Annotated in this window: 21 protein-coding genes; 12 read left to right on the top strand and 9 right to left on the bottom strand. The window is 71.6% G+C overall.

Features of this window, described 5'->3' with window-relative positions:
- The first annotated feature begins 27 nt into the window (after nucleotides 1–27).
- On the top strand, nucleotides 28–1,518 hold the full coding sequence (locus ACFCVM_RS03220) for an aldehyde dehydrogenase (NADP(+)) (RefSeq protein WP_375833766.1): 1,491 nt from the start codon (nucleotides 28–30) through the stop codon (nucleotides 1,516–1,518).
- 79 nt (nucleotides 1,519–1,597) lie between these two features.
- Here ACFCVM_RS03220 and ACFCVM_RS03215 read toward each other — a convergent pair whose 3' ends face one another.
- The 3 genes from ACFCVM_RS03215 to ACFCVM_RS03205 all read right to left on the bottom strand — a co-directional run bounded on the left by ACFCVM_RS03215 (nucleotide 1,598) and on the right by ACFCVM_RS03205 (nucleotide 4,795).
- Nucleotides 1,598–2,788: an amidohydrolase family protein gene (locus ACFCVM_RS03215; protein ID WP_375833763.1), complete on the bottom strand. Its 1,191-nt coding sequence runs from the start codon at nucleotides 2,786–2,788 to the stop codon at nucleotides 1,598–1,600.
- A 68-nt stretch (nucleotides 2,789–2,856) separates the two neighbouring features.
- Nucleotides 2,857–3,843 carry a proline racemase family protein gene (locus ACFCVM_RS03210; protein WP_375833761.1) on the bottom strand — a complete coding sequence of 329 codons (987 nt, stop codon included), beginning with the start codon at nucleotides 3,841–3,843 and terminating at the stop codon, nucleotides 2,857–2,859.
- Between the two features lie 16 nt (nucleotides 3,844–3,859).
- Entirely contained in the window at nucleotides 3,860–4,795 is a 936-nt protein-coding gene (locus ACFCVM_RS03205) for an ornithine cyclodeaminase family protein (RefSeq protein ID WP_375833758.1), read from the bottom strand.
- A 184-nt stretch (nucleotides 4,796–4,979) separates the two neighbouring features.
- Here ACFCVM_RS03205 and ACFCVM_RS03200 point away from each other — a divergent pair, with 184 nt between their 5' ends.
- The 11 genes from ACFCVM_RS03200 to ACFCVM_RS03150 all read left to right on the top strand — a co-directional run bounded on the left by ACFCVM_RS03200 (nucleotide 4,980) and on the right by ACFCVM_RS03150 (nucleotide 16,568).
- The gene (locus tag ACFCVM_RS03200; RefSeq protein ID WP_375833756.1) at nucleotides 4,980–6,743 is read left to right on the top strand and encodes an ABC transporter substrate-binding protein; all 1,764 of its coding nucleotides are present in this window, start codon (nucleotides 4,980–4,982) and stop codon (nucleotides 6,741–6,743) included.
- 75 nt (nucleotides 6,744–6,818) lie between these two features.
- Entirely contained in the window at nucleotides 6,819–8,687 is a 1,869-nt protein-coding gene (locus tag ACFCVM_RS03195) for an ABC transporter ATP-binding protein (RefSeq protein WP_375833753.1), read from the top strand.
- Between the two features lie 5 nt (nucleotides 8,688–8,692).
- A complete protein-coding gene (locus tag ACFCVM_RS03190; protein ID WP_375833750.1) occupies nucleotides 8,693–9,631 on the top strand; it encodes an ABC transporter permease in 939 nt (312 codons plus the stop codon).
- On the top strand, nucleotides 9,628–10,593 hold the full coding sequence (locus ACFCVM_RS03185; RefSeq protein ID WP_375833747.1) for an ABC transporter permease: 966 nt from the start codon (nucleotides 9,628–9,630) through the stop codon (nucleotides 10,591–10,593). The genes ACFCVM_RS03190 and ACFCVM_RS03185 overlap by 4 nt, the downstream gene beginning before the upstream one ends.
- Nucleotides 10,590–11,903 carry an alpha/beta fold hydrolase gene (locus tag ACFCVM_RS03180; protein WP_375833745.1) on the top strand — a complete coding sequence of 438 codons (1,314 nt, stop codon included), beginning with the start codon at nucleotides 10,590–10,592 and terminating at the stop codon, nucleotides 11,901–11,903. The genes ACFCVM_RS03185 and ACFCVM_RS03180 overlap by 4 nt, the downstream gene beginning before the upstream one ends.
- Before the next feature lie 26 nt (nucleotides 11,904–11,929).
- Nucleotides 11,930–13,453, top strand: coding sequence for an aminopeptidase P family protein (locus ACFCVM_RS03175; protein WP_375833743.1), 1,524 nt, complete (start codon nucleotides 11,930–11,932; stop codon nucleotides 13,451–13,453).
- Nucleotides 13,454–13,662: 209 nt separating this feature from the next.
- Complete coding sequence (gene rpsP, locus ACFCVM_RS03170; protein ID WP_375833741.1) at nucleotides 13,663–14,070, top strand: 30S ribosomal protein S16; 408 nt, start codon at nucleotides 13,663–13,665, stop codon at nucleotides 14,068–14,070.
- A 4-nt stretch (nucleotides 14,071–14,074) separates the two neighbouring features.
- The gene (locus ACFCVM_RS03165) at nucleotides 14,075–14,311 is read left to right on the top strand and encodes an RNA-binding protein (protein WP_022891825.1); all 237 of its coding nucleotides are present in this window, start codon (nucleotides 14,075–14,077) and stop codon (nucleotides 14,309–14,311) included.
- A gap of 1 nt (nucleotide 14,312) precedes the next feature.
- Nucleotides 14,313–14,948, top strand: a complete 636-nt coding sequence (gene rimM, locus ACFCVM_RS03160) for a ribosome maturation factor RimM (protein ID WP_375833738.1) — start codon at nucleotides 14,313–14,315, stop codon at nucleotides 14,946–14,948.
- A 7-nt stretch (nucleotides 14,949–14,955) separates the two neighbouring features.
- Nucleotides 14,956–15,645, top strand: a complete 690-nt coding sequence (gene trmD, locus ACFCVM_RS03155) for a tRNA (guanosine(37)-N1)-methyltransferase TrmD (RefSeq protein ID WP_375833735.1) — start codon at nucleotides 14,956–14,958, stop codon at nucleotides 15,643–15,645.
- Nucleotides 15,646–15,788: 143 nt separating this feature from the next.
- Complete coding sequence (locus ACFCVM_RS03150) at nucleotides 15,789–16,568, top strand: sirohydrochlorin chelatase (protein WP_375833732.1); 780 nt, start codon at nucleotides 15,789–15,791, stop codon at nucleotides 16,566–16,568.
- Nucleotides 16,569–16,574: 6 nt separating this feature from the next.
- Here ACFCVM_RS03150 and ACFCVM_RS03145 read toward each other — a convergent pair whose 3' ends face one another.
- The 6 genes from ACFCVM_RS03145 to nirB form a co-directional block, all read right to left on the bottom strand.
- On the bottom strand, nucleotides 16,575–18,185 hold the full coding sequence (locus ACFCVM_RS03145; RefSeq protein ID WP_375833729.1) for an FAD-dependent oxidoreductase: 1,611 nt from the start codon (nucleotides 18,183–18,185) through the stop codon (nucleotides 16,575–16,577).
- On the bottom strand, nucleotides 18,182–20,293 hold the full coding sequence (locus ACFCVM_RS03140) for a molybdopterin oxidoreductase family protein (protein WP_375833726.1): 2,112 nt from the start codon (nucleotides 20,291–20,293) through the stop codon (nucleotides 18,182–18,184). The genes ACFCVM_RS03145 and ACFCVM_RS03140 overlap by 4 nt, the downstream gene beginning before the upstream one ends.
- An 11-nt stretch (nucleotides 20,294–20,304) precedes the next feature.
- On the bottom strand, nucleotides 20,305–21,747 hold the full coding sequence (locus ACFCVM_RS03135) for an MFS transporter (protein WP_375833723.1): 1,443 nt from the start codon (nucleotides 21,745–21,747) through the stop codon (nucleotides 20,305–20,307).
- Nucleotides 21,748–21,890: 143 nt separating this feature from the next.
- Nucleotides 21,891–23,021, bottom strand: a complete 1,131-nt coding sequence (locus ACFCVM_RS03130; RefSeq protein WP_375833721.1) for a uroporphyrinogen-III synthase — start codon at nucleotides 23,019–23,021, stop codon at nucleotides 21,891–21,893.
- Entirely contained in the window at nucleotides 23,018–23,794 is a 777-nt protein-coding gene (cobA, locus tag ACFCVM_RS03125) for a uroporphyrinogen-III C-methyltransferase (protein WP_375833718.1), read from the bottom strand. The genes ACFCVM_RS03130 and cobA overlap by 4 nt, the downstream gene beginning before the upstream one ends.
- Complete coding sequence (gene nirB, locus ACFCVM_RS03120; RefSeq protein WP_375833716.1) at nucleotides 23,791–26,403, bottom strand: nitrite reductase large subunit NirB; 2,613 nt, start codon at nucleotides 26,401–26,403, stop codon at nucleotides 23,791–23,793. The genes cobA and nirB overlap by 4 nt, the downstream gene beginning before the upstream one ends.
- Nucleotides 26,404–26,489: the final 86 nt, after the last annotated feature.

The following is a 26,489-nucleotide window of genomic DNA, read 5'->3' as shown; positions in this document are numbered from 1 at the left end:
GTCCCGCACACGAACCTGGAGGCATCCATGACCACCGACGACGATTCCCTCGATCGCGTCGCCGAACGGGCGGCCGCCGTCGCGCGCGCCTTCGCCGCGACCGAACCGCGTACCAGGGCCGCGGCACTGGTCGCCGTGGCCGACGCCCTCGACCGCACCGCCGCAGAGCTCATCGCGATCGCGATGCGCGAGACCGGCCTCACCGCTCCGCGGCTCATCGGCGAGGTGCGCCGCACCTCGAACCAGCTCCGGCTCTTCGCCGAGGCGATCGTCGACGGCGCCTACCTCGACGCGCGCATCGACGCCGCCGACCCCGAGTACGTCATCGGTCCGCGGCCCGACGTGCGGCGCGTGCTCGAGCCGGTCGGCCCGGTGCTGAACTTCGCGGCGTCGAACTTCCCGTTCGCGTTCTCGGTCGCGGGCGGCGACTCGGCGGCGGCGCTCGCGGCCGGATGCCCCGTCGTCGTGAAGGCGCACTCGGGTCATCTCGAGCTCTCGCGCCGCACCGCGGAAGTGGTCATCGAGGCGCTCGCCGGCGCGGGCATGCCCGACGGCGTCTTCCAGCTCATCGAGGGGCAGCAGAACGGCGTCGCCCTGCTGAAGGACGACCGCATCCGCGCGGGTGCCTTCACGGGCTCGACGCACGTCGGCCGGCTGCTCGCCGACATCGCGGCGACGCGGCCCCGGCCGATCCCGTTCTACGGCGAGCTCGGCAGCGTGAACCCCGTCTACACGACGCCGGGTGCCGTCGTCGCCGAACCCGAGCTGCTCCAGGGCTTCCTCGCCTCCGTCGCCGGATCGGCCGGCCAGCTCTGCACGAAGCCGGGCTTCCTCTTCGTACCGGCGGGCGCCGAGCTCGGCGAGCTGGCCGAGGCCGCCGCCGCGGTCGGTGAGCATCGCCTGCTGAATCCGGGCATCGGCCGGGCGTTCGAAGAGCGCCGCAGCGCCGTGCTCGGCGCCGACGGCGTCACCGTGCTCGCCGAGGGCGAGGTGCGGGTCGACGACGACGGGCAGCGCTTCGCGACGCCGACCGTCGTCGAGGTGTCGGTCGAGCAGTTGCGAGCACAGCCCGATGCGCTCCTCGAGGAATCGTTCGGACCGCTGTCGGTGATCGTGCGGTACTCGGATGCCGCGGCGCTGCCCGATCTCCATCGCGAGCTGTTCCCCGGCAACCTGACCTCGACCCTGCACGCCACCGACGACGAGACGAGCGAACTCGGCGAGCTCGTCGACGCCCTCGCGGACACGAGCGGCCGGGTGCTCTTCGGTGGATGGCCGACCGGCGTCTCCGTGACCTCGGCGATGCAGCACGGCGGGCCGTTTCCGGCCACGACGACCGACGCCACGAGCGTCGGCACGGCGGCGATCACGCGGTTCCTCCGCGGCGTCGCGTACCAGAACCTGCCGGAGGCCCTGCTGCCCGAGGCGCTGCGCGACGACAACCCCTGGGGTGTTCCGCAGCGCCGCAGCGAGGCCGGCCGGTCGATCGACTGGGGAAGCCTCACCGGCGTCCACTGACGAGACGGGTACGCGAATGGCCCGGGCGCACCCGCCCGGGCCGTTCGTCGTCCCGTCCGACCGGTCGGCGAGTCCTTCCTCAGAGCACGCGCCGGCCGGCCTGCACGATGGACCGACGTGCGTCGGCCTCCCACAACGCGGCCGGCTCCGCGATCGGGTTCGCATCCAGTACGACCGCATCGCCGTACGCCCCGGCAGCCAGGTGGCCGAGCCGTCGATCGCCGATCAAGACGGCGTTCGTCTCGGTCAGTGAGCGCAGGGTCTCGGATGCGCCGCTCGCCTCGACCTGCAGACGCACGCCGCAGAGCTGATCGTCCTCGAGGTCTCCCATGAGATCGCTGCCGAAGCCGACCTGCACGCCCGCGGCCAGCGCGAGCTGCACGGCCTCCTGCCCCTTCGAGAGCACCTCCGCGTTCTTGGCCAGGGAGATCTCGTTCAGGCCGAGCCCTGCGCCACGGCGATCCATGGCGTCGTACGCGGCGAGCGTCGGAACCATGATCGCGCCGAGCTCGGCCATGCGTCTCGCCGTCGCCGAATCGATGAGATTGCCGTGCTCGATCGAGCGGATGCCGTTCTCGACGGAATGCAGCACGGCTTCAGGGGAGTAGGCGTGGGCGGCGACGTAGGTGCCGCGGCGCTCGGCCTCCTCGACGACCGCGCGCAGCTCCTCGGAGGAGTACTGCGGAAGCCGGATTGGGTCCGTGAGGGAGAAGACCCCGCCCGAGGTCATCACCTTGATGGCATGGGCACCGGTGCGCAGGCGGCGGCGCACCGCGAGGCGCAGCGCGTCGACCCCGTCGACCACTTCGCACATGTGCCCCTCGGTGAAGCAGACGTCGACGTGCGCGGAGCGAGGATCGCCGTGCCCCCCGGTCTGGCTGAGCGCAGGCCCCGTGAAGTGATAGCGGGGCGCTCGGAAGAGGTCGGCCTCGACGGCACGTGCCAGGCCGATGTCGCCTCCGGCCACATCCCGAACGGTGGTGAACCCGCGCCGCAGGGCGCTGCCGAGGCGGCGGGCGCCGTTGATCGCGGCGTAGCTCAGCGGGCCGCGCTCATTCTCGAATCCGTCCATGCTCGTGGCGTAGGCGTGGAAATGCGCATCGATCAGCCCGGGGACGATCCATCCGCCGGAGGCGTCCAACACCTCCGTCGAGGCATCCGCCCGCTCGGCGACGATTCCGTCGACGATGCAGAGATCGCGTTCGACGAACTCCCGCACTGTTCCATCCCAGATGTGGGCGCCAGTGATCCTCAGCGATGCCGACTTCATCCTCGTTCTCCTTCTCGACTGGTGTATCCGGTGCTCGTCTCTTCGACACGCTCGGGGCGCGCCGCCGCTCAGCGAAGGCTGAAGCCCTCGGCGAGCGGGTCGGCGGGATCGAGCTCGAACTCGCACGCGCCCACGCGGTACGCCTGGCCGGTGACCTCGGGCACGACGCCGTCGTCCGTTCGCTCGGCGACCCGTGCGAGGAAGCGCGTGCCGATGATCGAGTCGTGGGTCAGCACCTCGCCGTCGGCGAGCTCGCCCGTGTGCGCGAGCAGCGCCACCCGAGCGGCGGTGCCCGAGCCGCACGGGCTGCGGTCGACCTCGCCGTCGGCGAAGACCGTGACGTTGCGTTGCCATGGGCCGTCGGCGGTGCGGCCGAGGTCGTCGACGAGGATCGTGCCGTACACGCCCGACAGGCGATCGTCGGCGAGCTGGGCGGCCGGGTGGTCGTTCAGCGCCCACTTGATCTCACGGCCGAGGCGGATGAGCTCGGTCGTGTCGGCCGGCGTCACGGTGAGGCCGAGCGAGGCGGCGGGCAGGGTCGCGTAGACCGCACCGCCGAACACGAGGTCGACGACGACGTCGCCCCGGCTCGTCGTGAGCGGGATTCCCGTCGCGAGCACGCGCGACGGGACGTTGCGGAAGACGACGCCCGTCGTCGTGCCGCCGCTGCGCTGCACGCGCGCCTGCACCCGGCCGCTCGGCACGTCGATCGTGACGAGCGCCTCGCCGTCGTCGGGTGCGGCGACGCGGCCCGTGTGCACCGCCCAGGCGCCGAGCGCCATGGTGCCGTGCCCGCATGCCGTCGAGAAGCCGTCCTTGTGCCAGAACAGCACGCCGAAGTCGGCGCCGTCGTCGTCGGGCGGCGTGATGAACCCGCCGTACATGTCGTCGTGCCCGCGCGGTTCGAGGCAGAGGAAGCGGCGCACGGCGTCGGCCCGCCCGGTCATCGCCTCGACCCGCCGGGCGGCGACGGTGCCGCCCTCGGTCGGAGCGTCGAGCACGATGCGGAACGGTTCGCCCGCGGTGTGCCAGTCTTCGGTCTTCCAGTGCATCATGCGTTCCGTTCGTTCGTCAGCGAGTGTCGGAGAGGGCGAGCTGGGCGACGGCGAGATCCTGCCAGCCCATGCCGCAGGTCTTGATCACGACGGGCCGAGCGGATGCCTCGGCGCCGCCGCCCCCGAACAGCAGCGCCATGGGGGTCAGTGCGTCGGGGGAGAGATGCCCCTCGGCGATGGCGAGGATGACGTCGCCGGCCTCGGCGAGCGCCACCCGCTGCGACTCGACGATCACTCGGGCGCGACCGAGGAGCTCGCCGGGCAGTTCGCGGGCGTCGACTTCGTGCGACCCGACGGCGACCACCGTGGCGCGGTCGCGCACGAGCGCGGCGTCGAAGTGCGGCTCGCGGGCGGTGGTGGCGCAGACGACGAGGTCGGCATCCGCGACATCCGCTGGCGTGCCGACCGCCACGTCGAGACCGCTCGCGGCGACGAGGCTCGCGGCGTGCTCGGCCCTCGCCCGGTCGCGGCCGACGAACCGCACCCGTTCGACGGGGCGGATGGCGCGCATCGCCTCGACGTGCCGCACGCCCTGCAGGCCGGTGCCGAAGACCACGAGCGACGAGGCATCCGGTGCGGCTACGACGTCGGCGACGGCAGCCGACACAGCCGGAGTCCGGAGACTCGTGAGCTCCGTGCCGTCGAGGAGCGCGACCGGTGCGAGGGTCACGGCATCGAGCACGATGTAGATCGCCTGGATGCGCTCGAGGCCGCGTGCCGGGTTCGCCGGGGCCACCGTCGCGAGCTTCTGGCCGGTGAACGCGCCGAGGTCCGACGGCATGAGCAGGAGTTGGCCGTGCCGCACGTCGACGATCGCCCGCGCGGGGTCGTCGTGGGGGTCGAACCCGTTGCGGAGGGCCTGCTGCAGGGCGTCGATGGCCTGGCGCATGGTGATGCGCGCGGCGATGGCGGGGCCGTCGATGAGGCGGAGCGAGTCGAAGATGCCGGGCATGGACACATCGTACGGGTAATGCGTAATATGTCACATATCGCCGACGGCTCGAAGCTTCGACCCGACGAGCTGCGATCCGGATCCGGCCGCCACGAGCGCCGGAACCCCGAGCAGCGCTCGCTCGAGCACGGTGATCCGCGACGTCGTCCGACGGCGCGGACAGCGAATGACTCAAAGGTGAATCATGGCTCGAACCACCCTGCGCGCGGCCGCAGTGCTCGCCGTTTCGACGGCGCTCGTGATGACCGCGTGCACGACCACGCCGAGCGCCGACTCGGGCGACGGCGAACCGCAGACCGGCGGCACGCTCAAGGTGCTCGCGAACGGCGACGTCGACCACCTCGACCCGCAGCTCGTCGCATACGTGCCGACGTACAGCGTGATGCGCTCGGTCTCGCGCTCGCTGCTGAGCTATGCGGCCAGCGATGACGCCGCCGAGCGCATCGTGCTCCAGCCCGACCTCGTCGAGGAGGTGCCGACCCCGAGCGCCGACGGCCTCAGCTACACCGTGACGCTGCGCGACGGCGTCACCTGGGGCGCACCCGACGGCGCCCGGCCCATCGTCGCGAGCGACGTCGCCCGCGGCATCGAGCGCCTCTGCAACCCGCACATCTCTGGCGCCCTGGCCGGCTACTTCCAGGGCCTCATCGCCGGCATGGACGAGTTCTGCACCGGCTTCGCGGCCGTCGCCCCCGAGGTCGGCCCGATCAAGGACTACATCGAGGGCAACGAGATCGCGGGCATCACGACGCCCGACGACCGCACGATCGAGTTCACCCTCGTCGAGCCCGCGAGCGATTTCCCATTCATGCTCTCGCTCGACGCGGCCGACCCGGCGCCGATCGAGGCGCTCGACGCGCTGCCCGACTCGCCCGAGTTCCGGCGCGGCTTCGTGTCATCCGGCCCCTACCAGGTGGCCGAGTACACGCCCGACGCGAAGCTCGTGCTCGAGCGCAACCCCGCGTGGGACCCCGAGAGCGACCCGCTCCGCAAGGCGTACGTCGACGGCATCGAGATGACGATGGGCGTCGAGGGCGACGCCGCCATGCAGCAGTTGCAGGCCGGCTCGGCCGACATGCTCTTCGACCTCACCCCGAGCCCTGCGAACATCCAGCAGCTGAAGGCGGCGAACGACGAGAAGTTCTCCACGATGGAGAACGGCGGCGTCGACCAGTTCATGTGGATGAACACGGCCTCGACCAACAACGGGGGCGCGCTCACCAAGCTCGAGGTGCGTCAGGCGCTGCAGTACGCGGTCGACAAGTCGGCCGTCGTGCAGACCATGGGCGGCGCCGACCTCGCGGGCGTCACGAACGGCATCTTCGGCCCCGGCATCCTCGGCTACCAGGAGTCCGACGAGTACGCGACCGAGGGCGGCAAGGGCGACCCCGAGAAGGCGAAGGAACTCCTCGCCGAGGCGGGCTACCCCGACGGCCTGACCCTGAAGATGCCGTACCGCAACGTCGGCACGCAGCCCGACATCGCCCAGACGGTGCAGGCGAGCCTCGAACGCGCCGGCATCACCGTCGAGCTGACGCCGGTGCCGCCGACCGACTACTACGCGAACTTCATGACGAACCGCGACAACGCGAGCTCGGGCGCCTGGGACATCGCGCTCGTCGGCTGGTCGCCCGACTGGCAGGGCGGTGCAGCGCGCAGCGTCTTCCAGCCGCAGTTCGTCTTCGACGGCACGCCGCAGACGTACAACTACGTCGACTTCAACAGCGACGCCGCCGATGAGCTCGCCGCCGAGGCGCTCGCCGCGGCCACGCCCGAGGAGGCGGCCGACCTCTGGCACCAGGTCGACGAGGCCGTCATGGCCGACGCGCCGATCGTCAGCATCGCCTACCGACTGAAGCCGAACTACCACTCGGCCCGCGTCGGCGGCTTCGAGCCGTACGCCCAGAGCCAGAACGGCGACTGGACGAACGTCTGGCTCACGAAGTAGCCGTCCGAACACATCTGCAACGAACGTACCCGGCGGCCGGTTCCGGCCGGCCGCCGGGTCAGATCGAGGGACCCAATGACGATCCTCCTCGACGTGCGCGACCTCGCCGTCGACATCCCAACCGAGGACGGCACCGTGCACGCGGTGCAACACGTCTCGTTCACCGTCAACGAGGGCGAGTTCTTCGGCGTCGTCGGCGAATCCGGCTCCGGCAAGTCCGTGATGGTGCAGTCGATCATGGGCCTGGTGCCGGGCGCCCGAACCAGCGGCTCCGTACTCTTCCGCGACCGCGACCTGCTCGCCCTCGCGCCCGAACAGCTGCGTTCCGTGCGCGGGCGCGAGATCAGCATGATCTTCCAGGACCCGCTCTCGAGCCTGCACCCCCAGTACACGGTGGGCTGGCAGATCGTCGAGCAGATCCAGGCGCACGAGAAGGTCAGTGCCAAGGCGGCCAGGGCGCGCGCGATCGACCTGCTCGATCGCGTCCGCATTCCGGATGCCGCGGCGCGCTTCGACGCCTATCCGCACCAGTTCTCGGGGGGCATGCGACAGCGCGTCATGATCGCGATGGGCCTCTCGCTCGGCCCGGCGCTCATCATCGCCGACGAGCCGACCACCGCGCTCGACTCGACCGTACAGGCGCAGATCCTCGACCTGCTCGGCGAGATGCGCAGCGAATTCGGCACCACCGTGCTCATGATCAGCCACGATCTCGGCGTGCTCTCGCGCGTCGCCGACCGGGTCATGGTCATGTACGGCGGTCGCCGCATGGAGCTCGGCGCCGCCGACGCGGTGCTCTGCGGGCCGGCGCATCCGTACACCGCTGGCCTCTTGCGGTCGTCGTCATTCAACCGGGAGCCGGGCACGCCGCTCGTGCCCATCGGCGGGCGGCCGCCGAGCCTGCTCGCCCCGCCCGAGGGCTGCGCGTTCCGCGACCGCTGCCCCGACGCGATGTCGATCTGCGGCACGAAGCCGCCCGTGCGCCGTTACGACGACGGCACCGAGGTGGCCTGCTGGCTCGAGTCGACGCCGGTCGAGCCCGACCCGCCGGTGCTCCCGCCGCCGAGCCTCCTCGCGAGCCCCGTCGACCCCATCGTGAAGGTCGAGGGCCTCCGCCTCACGTTCCCGCAGCGTCGCGGCGAACCGCGCGTCGTACTCGACGACATCTCGCTCGAGGTGCGGCGGGGCGAGACGCTCGGCCTCGTCGGCGAGAGCGGCTGCGGCAAGACCACCCTCGCTCGTGCGATCGCCGGGCTCGTCGCGCCGACGGCGGGAACCGTCGAGTTCGACGGAGCGTCGACCGCGAACCTCGACCGCGCGCAGTGGCGAGACCTCCGGCGCCGCGTGCAGCTCGTCTTCCAGGACCCGTTCGGCTCGCTGAACCCGCGCCGTCGTGTCGGCTCGATCATCGGCGATCCGTTCCGCATCCACCGGCTCGCGAGCGGCGCCGAACGCCGTGCGAAGGTGCAGGAGCTCATGGAGCTCGTCGGGCTGAACCCCGAGCACTACAACCGCTTCCCGTCGCAGTTCTCGGGCGGGCAGCGGCAGCGCATCGGCATCGCTCGGGCGCTCGCCCTGAATCCCGAGCTCGTGATCCTCGACGAGCCGGTCTCCGCGCTCGACGTGTCGATCCAGGCGCAGGTGCTGAACCTGCTCGACGAACTGCAGCGCCGGCTCGGGCTCACCTACCTGTTCATCTCGCACGACCTCGCGGTCGTGCGCCACGTCTGCGATCGCATCGCGGTCATGGAGGGCGGGCGCATCGTCGAGCTCGGCACCGCCGACCAGGTCTGGAACGACCCGCAGCAGCCGTTCACCCGGCGGCTGCTCGCCGCGGCGGCGCCCGAGATCCCACGAGAGTCGCGTGATCGCCGTCTGCTGCCGCTGACGGACGCCGCCCCCGCACCCTCGGCCGACCTCGTCGCCCTGGAGGTCGCCTCGTGAGCCTCATGCCCAAGACCCCCGCGGCGGCGGCGCGCGCCTCGACCGAGGTGCAGGCCCGAGGCTCCGGCCGACTCACCCTCACCCGGCTCCTCCGCGACCCCGCGAGCATCGCCTCGATCATCGCGATCCTGGTCATCATCGCCTTCGCGCTCTGCGCCCCGCTCATCGCGGCGTGGACGGGGCACGGCCCGACCGAGCAGTTCCGCGAGACCGGCCTCACGCCGGAGGGCATCCCGGTCGGCCCGAACGCCGAGTTCCTGCTCGGCACCGACCAGCTCGGCCGCGATGTGCTCGTTCGCCTCGCCTACGGCGCCCAGGTGTCGCTCCTCGTCGGCGTGGTCGCGTCGATCGTGGCGTCGGTCATCGGTATCGCGATCGGCACGGTCGCCGGGTTCTCGGGCGGGGTCGTCGACACGGTGCTCAGCCGCACGATGGACCTCGTCATGAGCGTGCCGTTCCTGCTCTGCGCGATCGCGCTCGTCTCGGTGCTCGGTCCGAGCCTCAGCCTGTCGATCGCCGTGATCGTGTTCTTCAGCTGGACGGGCCTCGCCCGCGTCATCCGTGGCCAGGTGCTGGCACTCCGGCACCGCGAGTTCGTCGAGGCGGCGCGTTCGCTCGGCGCCTCGCGCACCTCGATCATGTTCCGCGACATCCTGCCCAACCTGGTGGTGCCGATCATCGTCTACACGACCCTCATGATCCCGGCGGCGATCGTGTTCGAGGCGACGCTCTCGTTCCTCGGCCTCGGCATCGTGCCGCCGACGCCCAGCTGGGGCAACATGCTGGCGGATGCCGCGAACGGCTCGCTCTACCTCGTGGCGTGGTGGATGGTCGTCGTGCCGGGCGGCGCCCTGCTCGCGCTGACCCTCGCGTTCAACCTGCTCGGCGACGGACTCCGCGACGCCCTCGATCCCGCCGCCGTCTCGAAGGGCAAGCGCGCATGACCCGGTTCATCCTCTCCCGCATCGCCTTCGGCGTGCTCGTGCTGTTCCTCCTCAGCGTCTTCGTGTTCATGCTCTTCTACGTCTCGCCGTCGGACCCGGCCCGCATCATCGCGGGCGACAAGGCGACCGAAGAACTCATGGCGCAGATCCGCACGAATCTGGGACTCGACCGCCCGATCACCGAGCAGTACGTGACCTTCATCGGCAACCTGCTGCATGGCGACCTCGGGTACTCGTACCGCTCGAGCATGCCGGTCTCCGAGCTCGTCGTCTCGCGCATCCCTGTCACGATGTCACTCGTCTTCGGCGGCATGGTGTTCTGGCTCGCGATCGGCATTCCCATCGGCATCGTGTCGGCGAAGCATCCGGGATCGGTGCGCGACCGGCTCGGACAGGGCTTCGCGATCGTCGGCATCAGCTTCCCGACCTTCGTGCTCGGCATGCTCGCGCTCTACCTGCTGTACTTCGTGCCGACGAAGCTCGGCTTCACGCTCTTCCCGCCGAGCGGTTACGTGCCGTTCGAGCAGAGCCCGCTGGAGTGGGCCTGGCATCTGCTCCTCCCGTGGCTGACGCTCGCGCTCGTCGTCGCGGCCGTGTACGCACGGCTCACGCGCGGGCAGATGCTCGAGGTGCTCGGGCAGGACTACATCCGCACCGCGCGGGCGAAGGGCGTCGACGAACGCCGCGTGACGTACGTGCACGCGTTCCGGAGCGCGATGCCGCCGCTCGTCACCCAGCTCGGCATCGACATCGGGCTCATGCTCGGCGGCGTGATCGTGATCGAGCAGGTCTTCGGCCTGCTCGGCGTCGGCAGCCTCGCCGTGACCGCGGTCGCCATGCAGGATAGACCCGTGGTGATCGCGATCGTACTGCTCGGCGGCGTCTTCGTCGTGGTCTCGAACCTCGTCGTCGACACGACGTACGCGCTGCTCGACTCGCGGGTGCGGACGGCGGCCCGATGAGCGCCGACTGGTACCCCATCGGGCAGGATGTCGCGGCCCGAGAGCTGTGGCTCGACGTGCCCCTCGACTGGGCCGACCCCGACGGACCGACGATCCGAATATTCGCGCGGGAACTCGTCGACGCCGCCCGCCGCGATGAGGACCTGCCGGTGCTCGTCTACCTGCAGGGCGGACCCGGTGGCAAGTCGCCGAGGCCGCTCGGCCGCGACGGGTTCCTCGACGAGGCGCTCGCCCGGTTCCGGGTGGTGCTGCCCGACCAGCGCGGGACCGGCCGCTCGACCCCGCTCGAGGGTCGGCGGCTCGACGGGCTCACCGCCGACGAAGCCGCGAGGATCCTCGAGCTGCACCGCGCCGACTCCATCGTGCGCGACCTCGAGGCGCTCCGCGGGGCGCACTACGAGGGCACGCCGTGGTGGACGCTCGGCCAGAGCTACGGCGGCTTCCTCACGCTGCACTACCTCTCGGTCGCGCCCGAGGCGATCGTCGCCTCGGCGATCACCGGGGGACTGCCGAGCCTCGACCCCTCGGCCGACGTCGTCTATGCGCGCACCTTCCCTCGCGTGCGGACGAAGAACCGGCGGTTCGCCGAACGACTGCCGCACCTGGCCGAGCGCATCGCACGGGTGGCCGACCTGCTCGATGCCGACGACGTGCGCCTGCCCGACGGCGACCGGCTCACCGTGAAGCGCCTGCAGGCGCTCGGCTTCGACTTCGGCATGGCCCCTGGCTTCGACCGGGTGCACTGGGTCTTCGACGAGGCGTTCGCCGATGCCGACGAGACCGTCGTCAGCGAGACGTTCCTGTCGACCGTCGGCGGACTGACGGCGTTCGAGCGCAACCCGCTCTTCATCGCCCTGCAAGAGAGCATCTACGGCCCCGGCCCCACGGCTTGGGCGGCCGAGCGGGCTCGCGCCGACAATCCCGACTTCGCTCCCGGCGCCCGGCCGCTGCTCTTCACCGGCGAGATGGTCTTCCCGTGGATGTTCGAGGAGGTGCGGGCGCTTCGCGGATTCCGTGCCGGCGTCGAGCGGCTCGCCGAGACCGATCGCCCGATCGAGCTGTACGACCACGAGCGACTCGCGGCGAACGCCGTGCCCGCCGAAGCCGTCGTCTACCTCGACGACATGTACGTCGACGCCGCGTTCTCGCTCGACACCGTCGAACGGGTCGGCGGCCTCGAGGCCTGGACCACCAACGAGTTCGAGCACGACGGACTGCACACCGGAAAGGTGGCCGGACGCCTGTTCGACGCACTCGACCGGCGCGTCGCCGGCTCGGCCCACGCTCCGCGCGCGCGATCGCGCAGCTGACGACAGTGCCCACGAAAGGACCCGGCATGACCGAACACCGCACACACACCCACGCCTCGCACGGAGCCGGCTCCGGGGGAGCGGCATCCTCGATGCCGGCTCCGGCGGAACGCGACCCGCGGATGCCGCGACTCGCGCAATCGCCGGGGTTCAACGAGTCCATGCGCAGCGGGTGGGGCACGCCCGTGCGCACACCCGTGATCCCGGCGGGTGCCGCGCTCGCCGCGCACCATCACCGCGCCCGGCTGGCCGAGGCGCTGCCCGGCCGCACCATCGCCGTCTCGGCCGGTCGGGCACCCGTGCGCGCGAACGACACGAGCTTCGAGTTCCGCGCCGACAGCGACTTCCTCTGGCTGCTCGGCTGCGGCATCGAAGACGCGGTGCTCGTGATCGAGTCGGTGCCGGGCGGCCACGACGCCACCCTCTACCTGCCCGCACCGTTCCGGCCCGGTGACGACGGCTTCCACGCCGACCCGCTCCGGGGCGAGCTGTGGGTCGGGCCGATGCCGGGCCTCGCCGAGTACGCCGAGGCGCTCGACGTGCGCACGCGCCGCATCGAGGAGCTCGTGCTGCGCGACGACACCCTCGTCGCCGGTGCGCCCACGCCGGTCGGGCCGGCAGCCGCCGCGCTCGCCGCGCACCCGCGCTCGGCCGAGCTCACGCGCGCGCTCGCCGAACTCCGCATGATCAAGGACGAGTGGGAGCTCGCCGAGCTCGCGGCCGCAGTCGCCTCGACCGAGCAGGGGTTCGCCGCGATGGCGCGCGAGCTCTCCTCGGCCATCGAGTGGGGCGGCGAGCGCTGGCTGCAGGGCACCTTCGACCGCTACGCGCGCACGGTCGGCAACGGCCCGGGGTACGCATCGATCGTCGGCTCCGGCGCCCACGCGCCGATCCTGCACTGGGTTCGCGCCGACGGCGCCATCGACCCGGCGGAGCTGCTGCTGCTCGACGTCGGCGTCGAGCGACGGTCGGGATACACGGCCGACGTCACGCGCACGATCCCGGGCGGCGGCACGTTCACCTCGGCGCACCGCGCCGTGCACGACCTCGTCGAGGCGTCGCACCGGGCCGGACTCGCGGCCGTCGGGCCGGGCCGCCAGTGGTCCGACTTCCACGTCGCGAGCATGGAGGTCCTCGCGCGTGGTCTTCACGACTGGGGGATGCTGCCCGTCTCCGTCGACGAGGCGCTCGCCCCCGACGGGCAGCAGCACCGCCGCTACATCGTGTGCGGCGTGGGGCACCACCTCGGCATCGACGTGCACGACTGCGCGGGGTCGAGCTATGCCGCCTACCAGGGCGCCAGGATGCAGCCCGGCATGGCGCTCACGGTCGAGCCCGGGCTCTACTTCCACGCGTTCGACGAGACGGTTCCGCCCGAGCTCCGCGGCCTCGGCGTTCGCATCGAGGACGACCTCGTGGTGACGGCGACCGGGCACGACGTGCTCTCCGGGGGTCTCCCGATCGACGCCGCGGGTCTCGAAGCCTGGCTGGCGGCGGCGCGCTCGGGGGAGTCGTCGTCAACGGCCCGACCGGTGCTCACCGGTTCCTGATCTCCGTGCACCGGGCGTCCCGATGCCGCTCGCGGGACGCCCGGCACGGTTCGATTCTCGTTTCGGCGCGGAATCTGCAAGAATGATCAGTCGAGTTCTGTATCGCCCGACCCTCTATCAGGCGCGCAGAACCCCTTTGAGCTTCCGCCGAGTGTGCACCCCACGCTCACGGCTGTCAGTTCGCCAACTCACAACATTTCAGGAGAATTGTGGCTGTCAAGATCCGTCTCAAGCGTCTCGGCAAGATCCGTGCGCCGTACTACCGCATCGTCGTCGCCGACTCGCGCACCAAGCGCGACGGTCGCGTGATCGAGGAGATCGGCAAGTACCACCCCACCCAGAACCCCTCGTTCATCGAGGTCGACTCCGACCGCGCACAGTACTGGCTCTCCGTCGGCGCGCAGCCGACCGAGCAGGTCGCCGCGATCCTCAAGCTCACGGGCGACTGGGGCAAGTTCAAGGGCGACAAGAACGCCGTCTCGACGGTTCAGGTCGCTGAGCCGAAGGCCGCCTTCGTGGCCGACGAGAAGAAGAAGCCCGTGCTGAAGCCCAAGGCCGAGAAGCCCGCGGCCAAGGTCGAAGAGGCTCCCGCCGAGACCGCGGCAGACGAGGCGTAAAGCCTTGCTCCAGTCCGCGCTCGAACACCTCGTCAAGGGGATCGTCGATCACCCCGACGAAGTGAAGGTCGTCTCCGCGTCGAGCGCACGTGGCGAGGTCCTCGAGGTTCATGTGAACCCCGAGGACCTCGGTCGCGTGATCGGCCGTGCCGGCCGCACCGCGAAGGCGCTCCGCACGCTCGTCACCGCTCTCGCCGACGGCCGCCGCGTTCGCGTCGACGTCGTCGACACCGACGACTGACGTGGCCGACACTTCCGGTACACAGCTCCGGGTCGGGCGCCTGCTGAAGGCGCACGGCCTGAAGGGCGCCATCAAGATCGAGCTCTACACCGACGACCCCGACCGGCGCTTCGTGCCGGGCGCGGAGTTCTCGCTGCAGGTGCCGGGCGACTCGCCCTGGCACGGCAAGAGCATCACGCTCCGTGAGCTCCGCTGGTACAACGGGCACGCCGTCGGCTTCTTCGAGGGCGTCGACGACCGCACCGAGGCCGAGGGCCTCGCCAAGGCGATCCTCTGGGTCTCGCACGTCGAAGAAGAGGCGCAGGAAGACGACGCCTGGTACGACCACCAGCTCATCGGCCTCGCGGTCGTCCGCGACGGCGAGCGGGTGGGCGAGGTCTCGCACGTCGAGCATTTCCCCGCGCAAGACCTGCTGATCGTCAAGACCGGCAGCGGCGAGGTCATGGTGCCGTTCGTCGCGGCCATCGTGCCCGAGGTCGATCTCGCGGCGGGCACGGTCACCGTGACGCCGCCCCCGGGACTCTTCGAAGAGCTTCCCGAGGTCGAGCCGGCCGCCGAGGCCGCTCCTGCAGTCGCTCCCGTCGACACCGCCGAGACGGATGCCGCGGCGCCCGCCGAGGCCGACCGCGACGAGTAGTCCGCCGATGCGCGTCGACATCGTCACGATCTTCCCCGAGTTCTTCTCGGTGCTCGACCTGTCGCTGCTCGGCAAGGCACGGCAGTCGGGCCTCATCGAGGTGACGGCGCACGACCTGCGCGACGCCACCCACGACCGCCATCGCACGGTCGACGACACCCCGTACGGCGGCGGCGCCGGCATGGTCATGAAGCCCGAGCCGTGGGGCGAGGCGATCGACGGCATCGTGGGCGACGGGACATCCGATGCCCTGCTCATCGTGCCGTCGCCGGCGGGCGAGCCGTTCACGCAGCAGATCGCCCGCGAACTGGCCGCCGAAGAGCACCTCGTGTTCGCATGCGGCCGCTACGAGGGCATCGACCAGCGCGTCGTCGACCACTACGCCACTCGCATGCGCGTGCGACTCATCAGCCTCGGCGACTACGTGCTGAACGGCGGCGAGGTCGCCGTCATGGCGATGATCGAGGCGGCCGGCCGGCTCGTGCCGGGCGTCGTCGGCAACCCCGAGAGCCTCGTCGAGGAGTCCCACGAAGACGGCCTGCTCGAGTACCCGAGCTACACCAAGCCGGCGTCGTGGCGCGGGCTCGACGTGCCGCCGGTGCTGCTGTCGGGCAATCACGGCGCGATCGCCGAGTGGCGCCGCGAGCAGCAGATCGAGCGCACGCGACGCGTTCGCCCTGAACTCCTCGGCGAGTAGCAGCACCGAGGCGCACCGCGTGCGCCTCGCGTGAGCCGTTCTTCACCTGCCGGAAACACGTGGGAGCGGAGCGCGAAACACGCCCTCCCTAGCGTCGAATCGGCGGGTGAGACCGGTTCCCGCCGGAGAGCGCGGGTCAGCACATGGTCGGGTCGGGAGTCGTCGGCGCCGCGACGGAGTACATCGAGGCGCATCCGCTCAGGCTCGTCGCCGTCACCCACGGGGCGCCGTCGAGCGCCAACCGCGAGGCGGTGATCCGGCTCGTCGACGGCGTGGCCTCCGCGAGCCCCGATCTCGATGTCTCCATCAGCTTCGTCGACGCGAGTCGGTCGGATGTCGCGGCGGTGCTCGGTCCCGACGCCCAGGAGGGTGCGGTCATCGTGCCGCTCGTGCTCTCGGCGGGCTTCCACGTGCGCACCGGGCTCTCGCTCGGGCTCGACGGGCGAGGCTCTGCAGCGGGTTCCCGCGCCGGCACGCGACTCGCCGCCGAGCTCGGCCCCGACGACCGCATCGTCGAAGTGCTCGCCGAGCGGCTGGGCAGGCTCCAGCTCGCCGAGACCGACGCCGTAGTGCTCGCAGCGGCGGGTTCCAATGACCCGCGCGCGGTGCGCGAGTGCTTCGAGACCGCCCGTCGCCTCGGGCACCGACTCGGTCGATCGGTCACCGTCGGGTTCATCGCCGCGGCGATTCCGCGATTGCACGACGCCATCGAGATGATCCGCGAGGTGCACCCCGGTGTGCGGGTGGTGGTCGGCAGCTACCTGCTGGCACCCGGCACCTTCTACGACACCGCGGCATCCGTCGGCGCCGACGCGATCGCGTCGCCGCTCCTGCTCCCCGACGAGGCGGCGCCCCGCCAGCTCGTCGATCTGGTGCTCGATCGGTACCGAGACGTCGCCGCCGCACGACTCGAGCGGACGTGAGCCTGGTCAGGCGGTGACGCTCGGCGTCTCGTCGGTCTCGGCAGCGCGGGCGATGATCTCGGCGATGCGCCCCTTGCATCCGCCGCAGCCGGTGCCCGCACGGGTCTCGCGCCCGACCCCCTCGACCGTCGCGACGCCGCACGCGGCGGCCTCCTCGATGCGGCCCACGGTGACCCCGTTGCACCAGCAGACGGTGGAGGCCGGAGCGAAGGCATCGGCGTCGGTGCTGGGGTCGTAGTCGGGGCCGTCGAACCGCAGCAGCACCGATCGATCGGCCGGCAGCTCGCCGCGACGCTCGAACAGCAGGGTGAGCTCGGCTGCGGTGCGCGGCATCCCGACGCTCACGAACCCCGTGAGTGCGCCGTCCTCCGTCACCATCTTCACGTAGCGCAGGTGCTCGGGATCCGCCCACTGCGAGACCCGTCGTCGCGGGTGCAGGGCGTCGTCGTCCCACGGGTCCGCCGAGATGTCGCCGACCGCGACGACGTCGATGTGCTCGGCTTTCAGCATCACGATCGCGTCGCGCTCGGCGGGCGCCGCGACCTCCGCCGGGCTGCTTCCCGTCGTCGACGCGATGAACGACGCTGCGAGCCATTCCGCCTGCCTCCAGCCCGGCCCGATGAGCCCGGAGGGAGCACCGGGGAGCACGCGCTGCCCGGCGAGCTCCGCGGTGCGCTCGACGACCTGTGCGCAATCGCCGATGGCGTACACGTCGGGATCCGTCCAGCTCGCGAGGCCGGGGCCGACGACGACGCCGACGGCCGTACGGAGGCCCGCGAGCGTCGCGAGCTCGGTGCGGGGGCTCACCCCGCACGAGAGCACGAGCAGGTCGCCGCGCAGCTGCTTGCCGTCGGCGGTGACGACCATGTCGAAGCGGCGCATGCCGTCGTCGTCGGTGCGGAACGCCACGGCCTCCGCACGGCTGTGGGCGACCACGGTGACGCCCGATCGGCGCAGGGCTGAGCGCAGCACGAGGCCGCCGCCGCGGTCGAGGTTGCGCGGCATCGGGTGCGGGCCGTGGTGCACGACGCAGACCTGGGCGCCGGCGTGGCCCGCGGCGAGCGCGAGTTCGAGGCCGAGCACGCCGGCGCCGAGCACGATGATGCGCTTGCGGGCCCGAACGGCGTCGAGCACGCGGTCGGCGTCGGCGAGGTCGCGGAGGGCGGTGATGCCCGCGGGCAGGGCGTCGTCGCGCGCGACGAGCTGCTTCGCGTACTTCCGCAGCGAGTCGAGGTCGCGGCGGTGGCGTTCGACACCGTCGAGCGTCGGCACGTTCGCCCGAGATCCGGTCGCGAGCACGAGCCGGTCGTATTCGAGCCCTTCACCGGAGTCGAGGTGGACGATCCGCGCCGATCGGTCGATCGAGGTCGCCGCGACGCCGAGCAGCACGCGCGCGCCGGCCGCCTCCGCGGCCGTCCGATCGCCGACGAGCATCGCGTCGAGCCCGGTGTTGCCGACGGCGTACTCGGCGACGAGCACCCGGTTGTACGCCTCGACGTCTTCGCCCGCGACCACGGTGAGCGCGAGGGAGCCGTTCGCGACGGCCGGCAGCAGCTCGTCGACGAACCGCGCGCCGACGGGGCCGTAGCCGATGAGCACGATCCTCTGCGGGTTCACGCCGTCACCTCCGTCTCGACGAGGCGTGCGAGCCGCACGAGGTTGGTCTTGAACTCGGGCATCGCCGAGACGGGGTCGACCGCGTCCGAGGTCAACAGGTTCGCCGCCTGCTCGTCGCCGTAGTGGAACGGCACGAAGACGGCGTCGGGCCGCATGTCGGTCGTGAGCCGGGCCCGGCAGCGCACCGTGCCCCTCGTGTTCGAGAGCTCGACGACCTCGCCGTCGGCGACCCCGAGGCGTTCGGCGGTCGACGGATGCAGCGAGGCCCGTGCCTCGGGCTGGGCATCGGCGAGCTCGGGCACCCGGCGCGTCTGCGCGCCGCTCTGGTAGTGCTCGAGGAGGCGGCCGGTCACGAGCGTGAGCTCGCCGGGGAGCGGCGCCGGGTGCGCCGACGCCCGCACCGAGACCGGCACGAGCCGTGCGAGGCCGTCGGGGTGGGCGAACCGGTCGGCGAAGAGGCGCGGAGTGCCCGTGCCGCCGCGCGGGTACGGCCAGTACGCGGCGTCGCCCCGGTCGAGCATGGCGTAGTCGATGCCCGAGTAGTCGGCGATGCCGCCCTCCGAAGCGAGGCGCAGCTCCTCGAAGACGAGTTCGGGGTCGACGTCGAAGGTCGCGGTGCACTCGAGTCGCCGGGCGAGCTCGGCGAGGATCCAGAGCTCGTCGCGCACGCCGCCCGGCGGCGTGATCGCACGGCGGCGACGGATGACCCGGCCCTCGAGCGAGGTCATCGTGCCCTCCTCCTCGGCCCACTGCGTGATCGGCAGCACGACGTCGGCGAGCGCCGCCGTCTCGGAGAGGAAGAAGTCGCAGACGACGAGGAGGTCGAGCGCGGCGATCCGCTCGCGCACGTTCGCGACGTTCGGCGACGAGACGACGAGATTCGATCCGTGCACGAGGAGCGCACGCACGCCGCCGGGCTCGCCGAGCGATTGCAGGAGCTCGACCGCCGGGACGCCGGGCCCGGGCAGGTCGTCGGGCGCGACCCCCCACACCCGCGCCACATGCGCCCGGGCCTCGGGGTCGGTGATCTTGCGGTACCCGGGCAGCTGATCGCATTTCTGGCCGTGCTCGCGCCCGCCCTGCCCGTTGCCCTGGCCGGTGAGCGTGCCGTAGCCGCTGCCGACGCGCCCGGGCAGGCCGAGGAGCAGCGAGAGGTTGATCGCGGCCGTCGCCGTGTCGGTGCCGTCGACGTGCTGCTCGACGCCGCGGCCCGTCAGGATGTAGACGTTCCCGCCCGAGGCGAGCCGTCGCGCGAGGCGGCGCAGCGCCAGCGCTGGCACCCCGGTCGCGGACTGCACGCGCTCGGGCCACCACGACGCGACGCCGCGGCGGATCGCCTCGAATCCGGTCGTGCGCGCTGCGACGTAGTCGAGGTCGACGAGCCGCTCGGCGATGACGACGTGGATGAGCCCCAGCAGGAGTGCGAGGTCGGTGCCGGGCATCGGCTGCAGGTGCAGGCCCCTGCCGTCGTCGGCGAGCCGGGCGGTCGCGGTGCGGCGCGGGTCGACGACGACGAGGCCGCCGGCGGCCTGCGCACCTGCCAGGTGGCCGATGAAGGGCGGCATCGTCTCGGCGACGTTCGTGCCGAGCAGCAGGATCGTGTCGGCGCCGTCGAGGTCGTCGAGCGGGAACGGCAGGCCGCGGTCGACGCCGAACGCGCGATTGCCCGCCGCCGCTGCCGACGACATGCAGTAGCGGCCGTTGTAGTCGATTCGGCTCGTGCCGAGCGCGAGCCGCGCGAACTTGCCGAGCAGGTAGGCCTTCTCGTTCGTGAGCCCGCCGCCGCCGAAGACGCCGACCGCGTCGGCCCCATGAGCCTGCCGGATGCCGCGGAGCGATGCCGCGACGAGATCGAGCGCCTCCTCCCAGTCCGCCTCGCGCAACACGCCGTCGGCGCCCCGCACGAGCGGGGCGCCGAGGCGCGAGGGAGCGCGGAGGAGTTCCGCCGAGGTCCAGCCCTTCTTGCAGAGCCCGCCCCGGTTGGTCGGGAAGTCCCGCGCGCCGACGGTCACCGGTGCCGCCGCGGCATCCGGAGCCGGCACCGTCGTGAGGGTCATGGCGCACTGCAGGGCGCAGTACGGGCAGTGCGTGTCGGCGGAGCGGCTCATCCGGACTCGATTCAGATCTTGTGGTCGCGCAGGCGGCTGGAGCGCACGTAGACGGTGTAGGTGAGCACGAGCAGCGCGACGTAGCCGGCGATGAAGCCGATGAACGCGCCGGCGTAGCCGCCCGTGGTCTGGTACGAGAGGTTCAGCACCTGCGGGATGAGGAATCCGCCGTACGCGCCGATCGCCGAGATCAGCCCGAGTGCCGCGGCGGCCTTGCGCTGGGTCGACACGTCGCCCGCGCCCGCAACTGCTCCCGCTCCACCGCCGCGCACGGCGAACACCACGGGCACCATGCGATAGGTCGAGCCGTTGCCGATGCCCGCCGCGGCGAACAGGAGCAGGAAGCATCCGAGGAAGAGCCAGAAGTTGCCGAGCGGGAGCGTGAGCAGCACGCCGACCGTGATCGTGCCCATCGCGGCGAAGGCGAGCATCGTGATGCGCGCCCCGCCGAAGCGGTCGGAGAGGCGCCCGCCGTACGGTCGGGCGAGTGAGCCGACGAGCGCGCCGAGGAAGGCCAGGGTGATCGACGCGCCGCCGATCGCCACGGTTGCGAACTCGGGGAACTGGTCGGCGATGAGCTTCGGGAAGACGCTCGCGAAGCCGATGAACGAGCCGAACGTGCCGATGTAGAGCAGCGAGAGCACCCAGAGGTGCGGTTCACGCAGGGCCGCTGCTGAGCCCGCGAAGTCGGCTTTCGCGTTCGAGATGTTGTGCATGCGGCGCGCGGCGCCGATCATCGCGACGACGATCAGCGGCACCCAGATCCAGCCCGCGAGGGGGAGGTTCAACGCTGCGCCGGCTCCGATCGTGACGACGATCGGCACGACGAATTGGGCGACGGATGCCCCGAGGTTGCCGCCCGCCGCGTTCAGCCCGAGCGCCCAGCCCTTCTCCCGCTGCGGGAAGAAGAACGTGATGTTCGACATCGAGCTCGCGAAGTTGCCGCCGCCGAAGCCCGCGAGCGCGGCCACGAGCAGGAGCACGCCGAACGGGGTCTCGGGGTTGCCGACGACGATCGCGAGGAGGATCGCGGGGATGAGGAGGAGACCGGCCGAGATGATCGTCCAGTTGCGCCCGCCGAACCTCGGCACGAGGAACGAGTAGGGGATGCGCAGCGTCGCGCCGACGAGGCTCGGGATCGAGATGAGCCAGAAGATCTCACCGGTCGAGAGGTCGAAGCCGGCGGCCGGGAGCGTGACGGCGACGATCGACCAGAGCTGCCAGACGACGAAGCCGAGGAACTCGGCGAAGATCGACCAGCGCAGGTTGCGACGGGCGATCACCCGACCTTGCGTCTCCCACTGGGCGTGGTCCTCGGGGTTCCAGTTCTCGATCCAGCGGCCGGGCCGGAGCGCGAGGGCCGGCGCCGTCGACGTCGAGGGTGCCGTCGAGTCTGGATCGATGCTCGGCGATGCGGTGACGGGCGGGGGAGCTGCGTTCACGGTGTCGGTCATCGGTGCCTCCGGGGATGGTCGGTCGCGGGTCGAGCTGGTGTCGTGCTCGACGCTATTCGCGGCGTGTTTCCGCAGCGGGTGCCGGTCGTAAACCCTGTGTCTCCACCTGCTCACCCGATGCGGCGAGGCATGTGAGGCGGGAGTCAGACATCGATCCGGTACCCGCGCTTGACCACCGTGGCGATGAGGCCGGGCACACCGAGCGTCTGGCGGAGGCGGCTGAGGGCCACCTCGAGGGCGTGCTCGTCGTCGGTGCCCGGCAGCGCGGCGGTGAGCCGGTCGCGAGCCACGACGGAGCCTCGCCCGAGCACGAGTGCGCGGAGGATCATGAGGGCGACGGGTGCGAGCGCGACTCGGCGATCGTCGATGTCGACGACGGAGCCGCGGAGTTCGAGCGGCCCGTGACGGGTGTCGAGCCGCAGCACCCGCTCCGATTCGAGGTGCTCGCAGACGAGCCTGATGAGCGCCCCCATGCGGAACCGCTCGGGCTGGATCGGCGCGATGCCCGCAGCGATGAGCGGCGCCGCGGTAACGGGCCCGACGGCCGCCGCCACGACCGGCCCGCACATCGCGTCGATGAGGTCTTCGAGCCGGCCGCGCACCTCGGCCGCCGCGAAGAGCGCGTGCACCGCGGGCGCGCTCGTGAAGGTGATGCAGTCGAGCCCGCCGGTGCAGGCGGCTTCGATGAGACGGTCGACCCGCTCATCGGTCTCGTCGGGCTCGATCCAGCGGTACGGTTCGACGGTCAGCACGCGGTCGTGGGCGTCGCGCAGGCGATCGAGCTGCGACGGGTTCAGGAACCCGTGCAGCTGCACGGCGACCGTGAGGCCCGGCGGCCTGGTGGCGAGCACCTCGTCGATGAGCGACTCGGTCGTCTCCTCGGCGCTCATCCCGACGTCGTTCAGTCCGGCGGCACGGATGCCTCCGCGCGCCTTCGGCCCGCGCACGAGGATCGCCGTGTCGGTGAGCGCGTCGACGAGCTCCTCGCCGAGCCCGGCGGCGTCGGCGACCTCGAACCAGCGGCGCACCCCGTAGGCGGTCGTGGCGAGCAGCACGTCTGGCCGTGCCTCGATCATCGCGCGGGTGTCGGCGATGACGGGGTCGTCGCTGACGGCGTTCGCCATGCGGAGCGTCGGTGCGTGCAGCACGTGCGCTCCTCGGCGCACGAGCGCGTCGATGAGGTCGCCCGATCGTCGATCGCTCGTGACGCCGATGCGGAAGCCCTCGAGCTGGTCGGGCCGGAACCCGGGCGGGAGCTCGATGACGTCGGTCATGCGCCGACCGCCGCAGACTCCGCGGCTCGCTGCATGAGCTCGGCCGCGCCGGCGTCGCCGTCGTGGGCGAGCCGCACGACCTCGCCGATCACGACGACGGCCGGAGACGCGACGCGTGCGCGGCCGGCCGCGATGACGATGCCGGCGAGGTCGCCGATCGTCGTGCGCTGGTCGCTGGCGAAGCCCCGCTCGATGATCGCGACCGGCATCTGCGCCGACATGCCGTACCGGGCAAGTCCGGCCGTCAGCGAGGGCAGCGAGCTCACGCCCATGAGCACGACGATCGTGCCGCCGAGCCCGGCGAGGTGCTCCAGCTCCGGCTCGGTGAGCGGCGCATGGCCGGAGACCACGGTGAACAGGTGGCTGATGCCGCGGTGCGTGAGCGGGATGCCGGCGGCGCCGGGAACGGCGACGGCGCTCGTGACCCCGGGGATCACCTCGACGGGAACGCCCGCGACGTGGCAGGCGAGCACCTCTTCGCCGCCGCGACCGAGTACGTAGGGGTCCCCGCCCTTCAGCCGCACGACGTGCCGGCCGGCGAGCGCATGCGAGACGAGGAGCGCCTCGATCTCGTGCTGCGGCACGGCGTGGTGGCCCGGTCGCTTGCCGACGTCGACGAGTTCGGCACCAGGAGCCAGTTCGCTCAGGCGTTCGTGCGGGGCGAGCCGGTCGAAGAGCACGATGTCGGCATCGGCGAGTGCACGTGCCGCGGCGAGCGTCAGCAGGTCCTCGCGGCCGGGGCCGCCGCCGACCAGGGTGACCCGGCCGGTCATGCGCCTGCTCCGCGCACCGGGATGCTGGGCCCTGAGACGAGCACGGCGTCGCCGCGCTCGCGTTCGTCGGCGGTGGCCGGGCGGAACTGCTCTCGCTCGGGCACCCGTGCGATCGTGGGGTCGGGCACGTTCGGCGCGTTCACGAAGGAGCGGAAGCGCCGCAGCCGTTCGGGGTCTGCGAGGGTCGCCGCCCACTCGTCCTCGTAGGTGTCGACGTGGGCGGCCATCGCCTGCTCGAGTTCGTCGGCGAGCCCGAGCGAGTCGTGCACGACGACGTCGCGCACATGGTCGAGGCCGCCCTCGAGGTCCTCGATCCATCGCGCCGTGCGCTGCAGCCGGTCGGCCGTGCGCACGTAGTACATGATGTAGCGATCGATGTAGCGGAGGAGCGTCTCGTCGTCGAGGTCGCTCGCGAGCAGTTGAGCGTGCGAGGGCTGGAAGCCGCCGTTGCCGCCGACGTACATGTTCCAGCCCTGGTCGGTGGCGATCACGCCGACATCCTTCGCCCTCGCCTCGGCGCACTCCCGGGCGCAACCCGAGACGCCGAACTTCAGCTTGTGCGGCGATCGGAGGCCGCGGTAGCGCAGCTCCAGCTGCACGGCCATCGCCACCGAGTCCTGCACGCCGTAGCGGCACCAGGTCGAGCCGACGCAGCTCTTCACGTTGCGCAGCGCCTTGCCGTAGGCCTGGCCCGACTCGAATCCGGCATCGACGAGCTGCTTCCAGATAGCGGGGAGCTGGTCGAGTCGTGCGCCGAAGAGGTCGATGCGCTGGCCGCCCGTGATCTTCGTGTACAGCCCGAAGTTCGTCGCGACCTGCGCGATCACGGCGAGCTTCTGCGGCGTGATCTCGCCCGCCGGGATGCGGGGCACGACCGAGTAGGTGCCGTCCTTCTGCATGTTCGCCATGGCGCGGTCGTTCGTGTCCTGCAGGCCGCCGCGGCCGCCGTCGAGGATGTACGAGCCGTGCTGCGTCGCGAGGATCGACCCGACGACGGGCTTGCACACGTCGCAGCCGCGGCCGGTGCCGAGGCGCGCGACGATCTCGTCGAATGACGTGAGCTCGAGCACGCGCACCGATTCGAAGAGCTCCTGGCGCGAGAGCACGAAATGCTCGCAGAGCGCACGCGAGGGCGTGATGCCCGACTTCTTCAGCTCGGACTCGAGCAGCTTCTTCACGAGGGGCACGCACGAGCCGCACTGCATGCCGGCCCGGGTGCAGGTCTTCAGCGAGCCGAGCTCGGCGCATCCTTCCGCGTGATCGGCGTGGGCGCCGCCGACGGCGTCGCGGATGGTGCCCGCGCTCACGTTGTTGCACGCGCAGACGAGCGCCGCCGCGGGCAGCTCGTCGCCGCCCGGCGCCTCAATGCCCGACGCCGAGAGGTACGCTGCCGGCTCGCTCGAGAGCTGCGTTCCGAGCAGGGGGCGCAGCGACGCGTACGGCGAGGCGTCGCCGACGAAGATGCCGCCGAGGAGCGTCTTCGCATCGGAGGTGACCACGAGCTTCTGGTACAGGCCTCGTGCCGGGTCGGCGTAGACGATCTCGAGCGCCTGCTCGGAGCGCGCGAGGGCGTCGCCGAAGCTCGCGACGTCGACGCCCGAGAGCTTCAGCTTCGTCGCGTCGTCGACGCTCGTGAACTCCGCGGCGCCGCCGAGCAGCCGATCGGCCACGACCTCGGCCATCGCGTTGGCGGGGGCGACGAGCCCGGTGCAGCGGCCGTCGAAGCTCGCGACCTCGCCGATCGCCCAGACATGGGCGGCGGATGTCGCGCACGCCGTGCTGATCGCGATGCCGCCGCGCGGACCGAGCTCGAGCCCCAGGTCGCGCGCCAGCTCGTCGCGAGGGCTGATGCCGATCGCGAAGATCACGAGGTCGGCGTCGATGCGGCGCCCGTTGGTCAATTCGACGCCGACGACGGCGTCGCCCTCGGCCAGCACGGCGGCCGGTCGGGTGCCGAGGTGCAGGCCGATGCCCTGGCCTGCGATGATGCGGCCGAGCGCACGCCCCGCGCCTTCGTCGAGCTGGGCCGACATGAGCCAGCCGCCCGAATGCACGACCGCGGCGTGTGCGCCGAGCTTCGCGAGGCCGCCCGCGGCCTCGAGCCCGAGCAGGCCGCCCCCGGCGACCACCACCTGCGCGGGGCGGCCGTGACGCACAGCGAGATCGCGGGTCTCGGCCACGAGTGCGTCGACGTCGTCGATCGTGCGGTAGACGCGGGCGAGTGCGCTGCCCGGGAGCTCGGGCACCGGTGCGCTCGAGCCCGTGGCGAAGACGAGTTCGTCCCAGTGCAGGGCACGGCCGCTCGAGGTGGTCGCCGTCTGCGCGCCGCGGTCGACGTCGACGACGCGCTCGCCGGTGACGAGCATGATGTGCTCGTCGTCCCACATCGACGACGGCTGCAGCGTCAGGTCGGCCGCGCCATCCGCGAGTCGCGTGCTGAGCGCGACCCGGTCGTACGGATGGTGCAGCTCTTCTCCGACGACCGTGACGCGCAGCGCGCGGGCGGTGTCGCGTACGTGCAGGCTGTCGGCGAGGCGGTGCGCCGCGGGTCCGCCGCCGATGATGACGACGTCTCGTACGCCGACATCCTCCTGGGTGCTCTCGATCATGGCCGCCTCCGGGGCTCGATTGAGGCGAGCACGCATGGCTGCCTCCGGGACTCGATCGAGGCGAGCACGTGGCCGCCTCCGGGACT

Source organism: Agromyces sp. NPDC056389 (genome assembly GCF_042262385.1).
GTDB lineage: Bacteria > Actinomycetota > Actinomycetes > Actinomycetales > Microbacteriaceae > Agromyces.
Note: the sequence above shows the minus strand (reverse complement) of the source record. Positions and strands in the feature narration are given on the sequence as shown.

Excerpts from the sequence above, each read along its gene's own strand:
- ACFCVM_RS03220 (WP_375833766.1), top strand. The coding sequence starts at position 28 with ATGACCACCGACGACGATTCCCTCGATCGCGTCGCCGAACGGGCGGCC.
- cobA (WP_375833718.1), bottom strand. The coding sequence starts at position 23,794 with ATGACCGGCCGGGTCACCCTGGTCGGCGGCGGCCCCGGCCGCGAGGAC.
- ACFCVM_RS03190 (WP_375833750.1), top strand. The coding sequence starts at position 8,693 with ATGCCCAAGACCCCCGCGGCGGCGGCGCGCGCCTCGACCGAGGTGCAG.
- ACFCVM_RS03195 (WP_375833753.1), top strand. The coding sequence starts at position 6,819 with ATGACGATCCTCCTCGACGTGCGCGACCTCGCCGTCGACATCCCAACC.
- ACFCVM_RS03150 (WP_375833732.1), top strand. The coding sequence starts at position 15,789 with ATGGTCGGGTCGGGAGTCGTCGGCGCCGCGACGGAGTACATCGAGGCG.
- trmD (WP_375833735.1), top strand. The coding sequence starts at position 14,956 with ATGCGCGTCGACATCGTCACGATCTTCCCCGAGTTCTTCTCGGTGCTC.
- nirB (WP_375833716.1), bottom strand. The coding sequence starts at position 26,403 with ATGATCGAGAGCACCCAGGAGGATGTCGGCGTACGAGACGTCGTCATC.
- ACFCVM_RS03210 (WP_375833761.1), bottom strand. The coding sequence starts at position 3,843 with ATGATGCACTGGAAGACCGAAGACTGGCACACCGCGGGCGAACCGTTC.
- ACFCVM_RS03200 (WP_375833756.1), top strand. The coding sequence starts at position 4,980 with ATGGCTCGAACCACCCTGCGCGCGGCCGCAGTGCTCGCCGTTTCGACG.
- ACFCVM_RS03130 (WP_375833721.1), bottom strand. The coding sequence starts at position 23,021 with ATGACCGACGTCATCGAGCTCCCGCCCGGGTTCCGGCCCGACCAGCTC.
- ACFCVM_RS03140 (WP_375833726.1), bottom strand. The coding sequence starts at position 20,293 with ATGAGCCGCTCCGCCGACACGCACTGCCCGTACTGCGCCCTGCAGTGC.
- ACFCVM_RS03135 (WP_375833723.1), bottom strand. The coding sequence starts at position 21,747 with ATGACCGACACCGTGAACGCAGCTCCCCCGCCCGTCACCGCATCGCCG.
- ACFCVM_RS03205 (WP_375833758.1), bottom strand. The coding sequence starts at position 4,795 with ATGCCCGGCATCTTCGACTCGCTCCGCCTCATCGACGGCCCCGCCATC.
- ACFCVM_RS03215 (WP_375833763.1), bottom strand. The coding sequence starts at position 2,788 with ATGAAGTCGGCATCGCTGAGGATCACTGGCGCCCACATCTGGGATGGA.
- ACFCVM_RS03175 (WP_375833743.1), top strand. The coding sequence starts at position 11,930 with ATGACCGAACACCGCACACACACCCACGCCTCGCACGGAGCCGGCTCC.
- ACFCVM_RS03185 (WP_375833747.1), top strand. The coding sequence starts at position 9,628 with ATGACCCGGTTCATCCTCTCCCGCATCGCCTTCGGCGTGCTCGTGCTG.
- ACFCVM_RS03180 (WP_375833745.1), top strand. The coding sequence starts at position 10,590 with ATGAGCGCCGACTGGTACCCCATCGGGCAGGATGTCGCGGCCCGAGAG.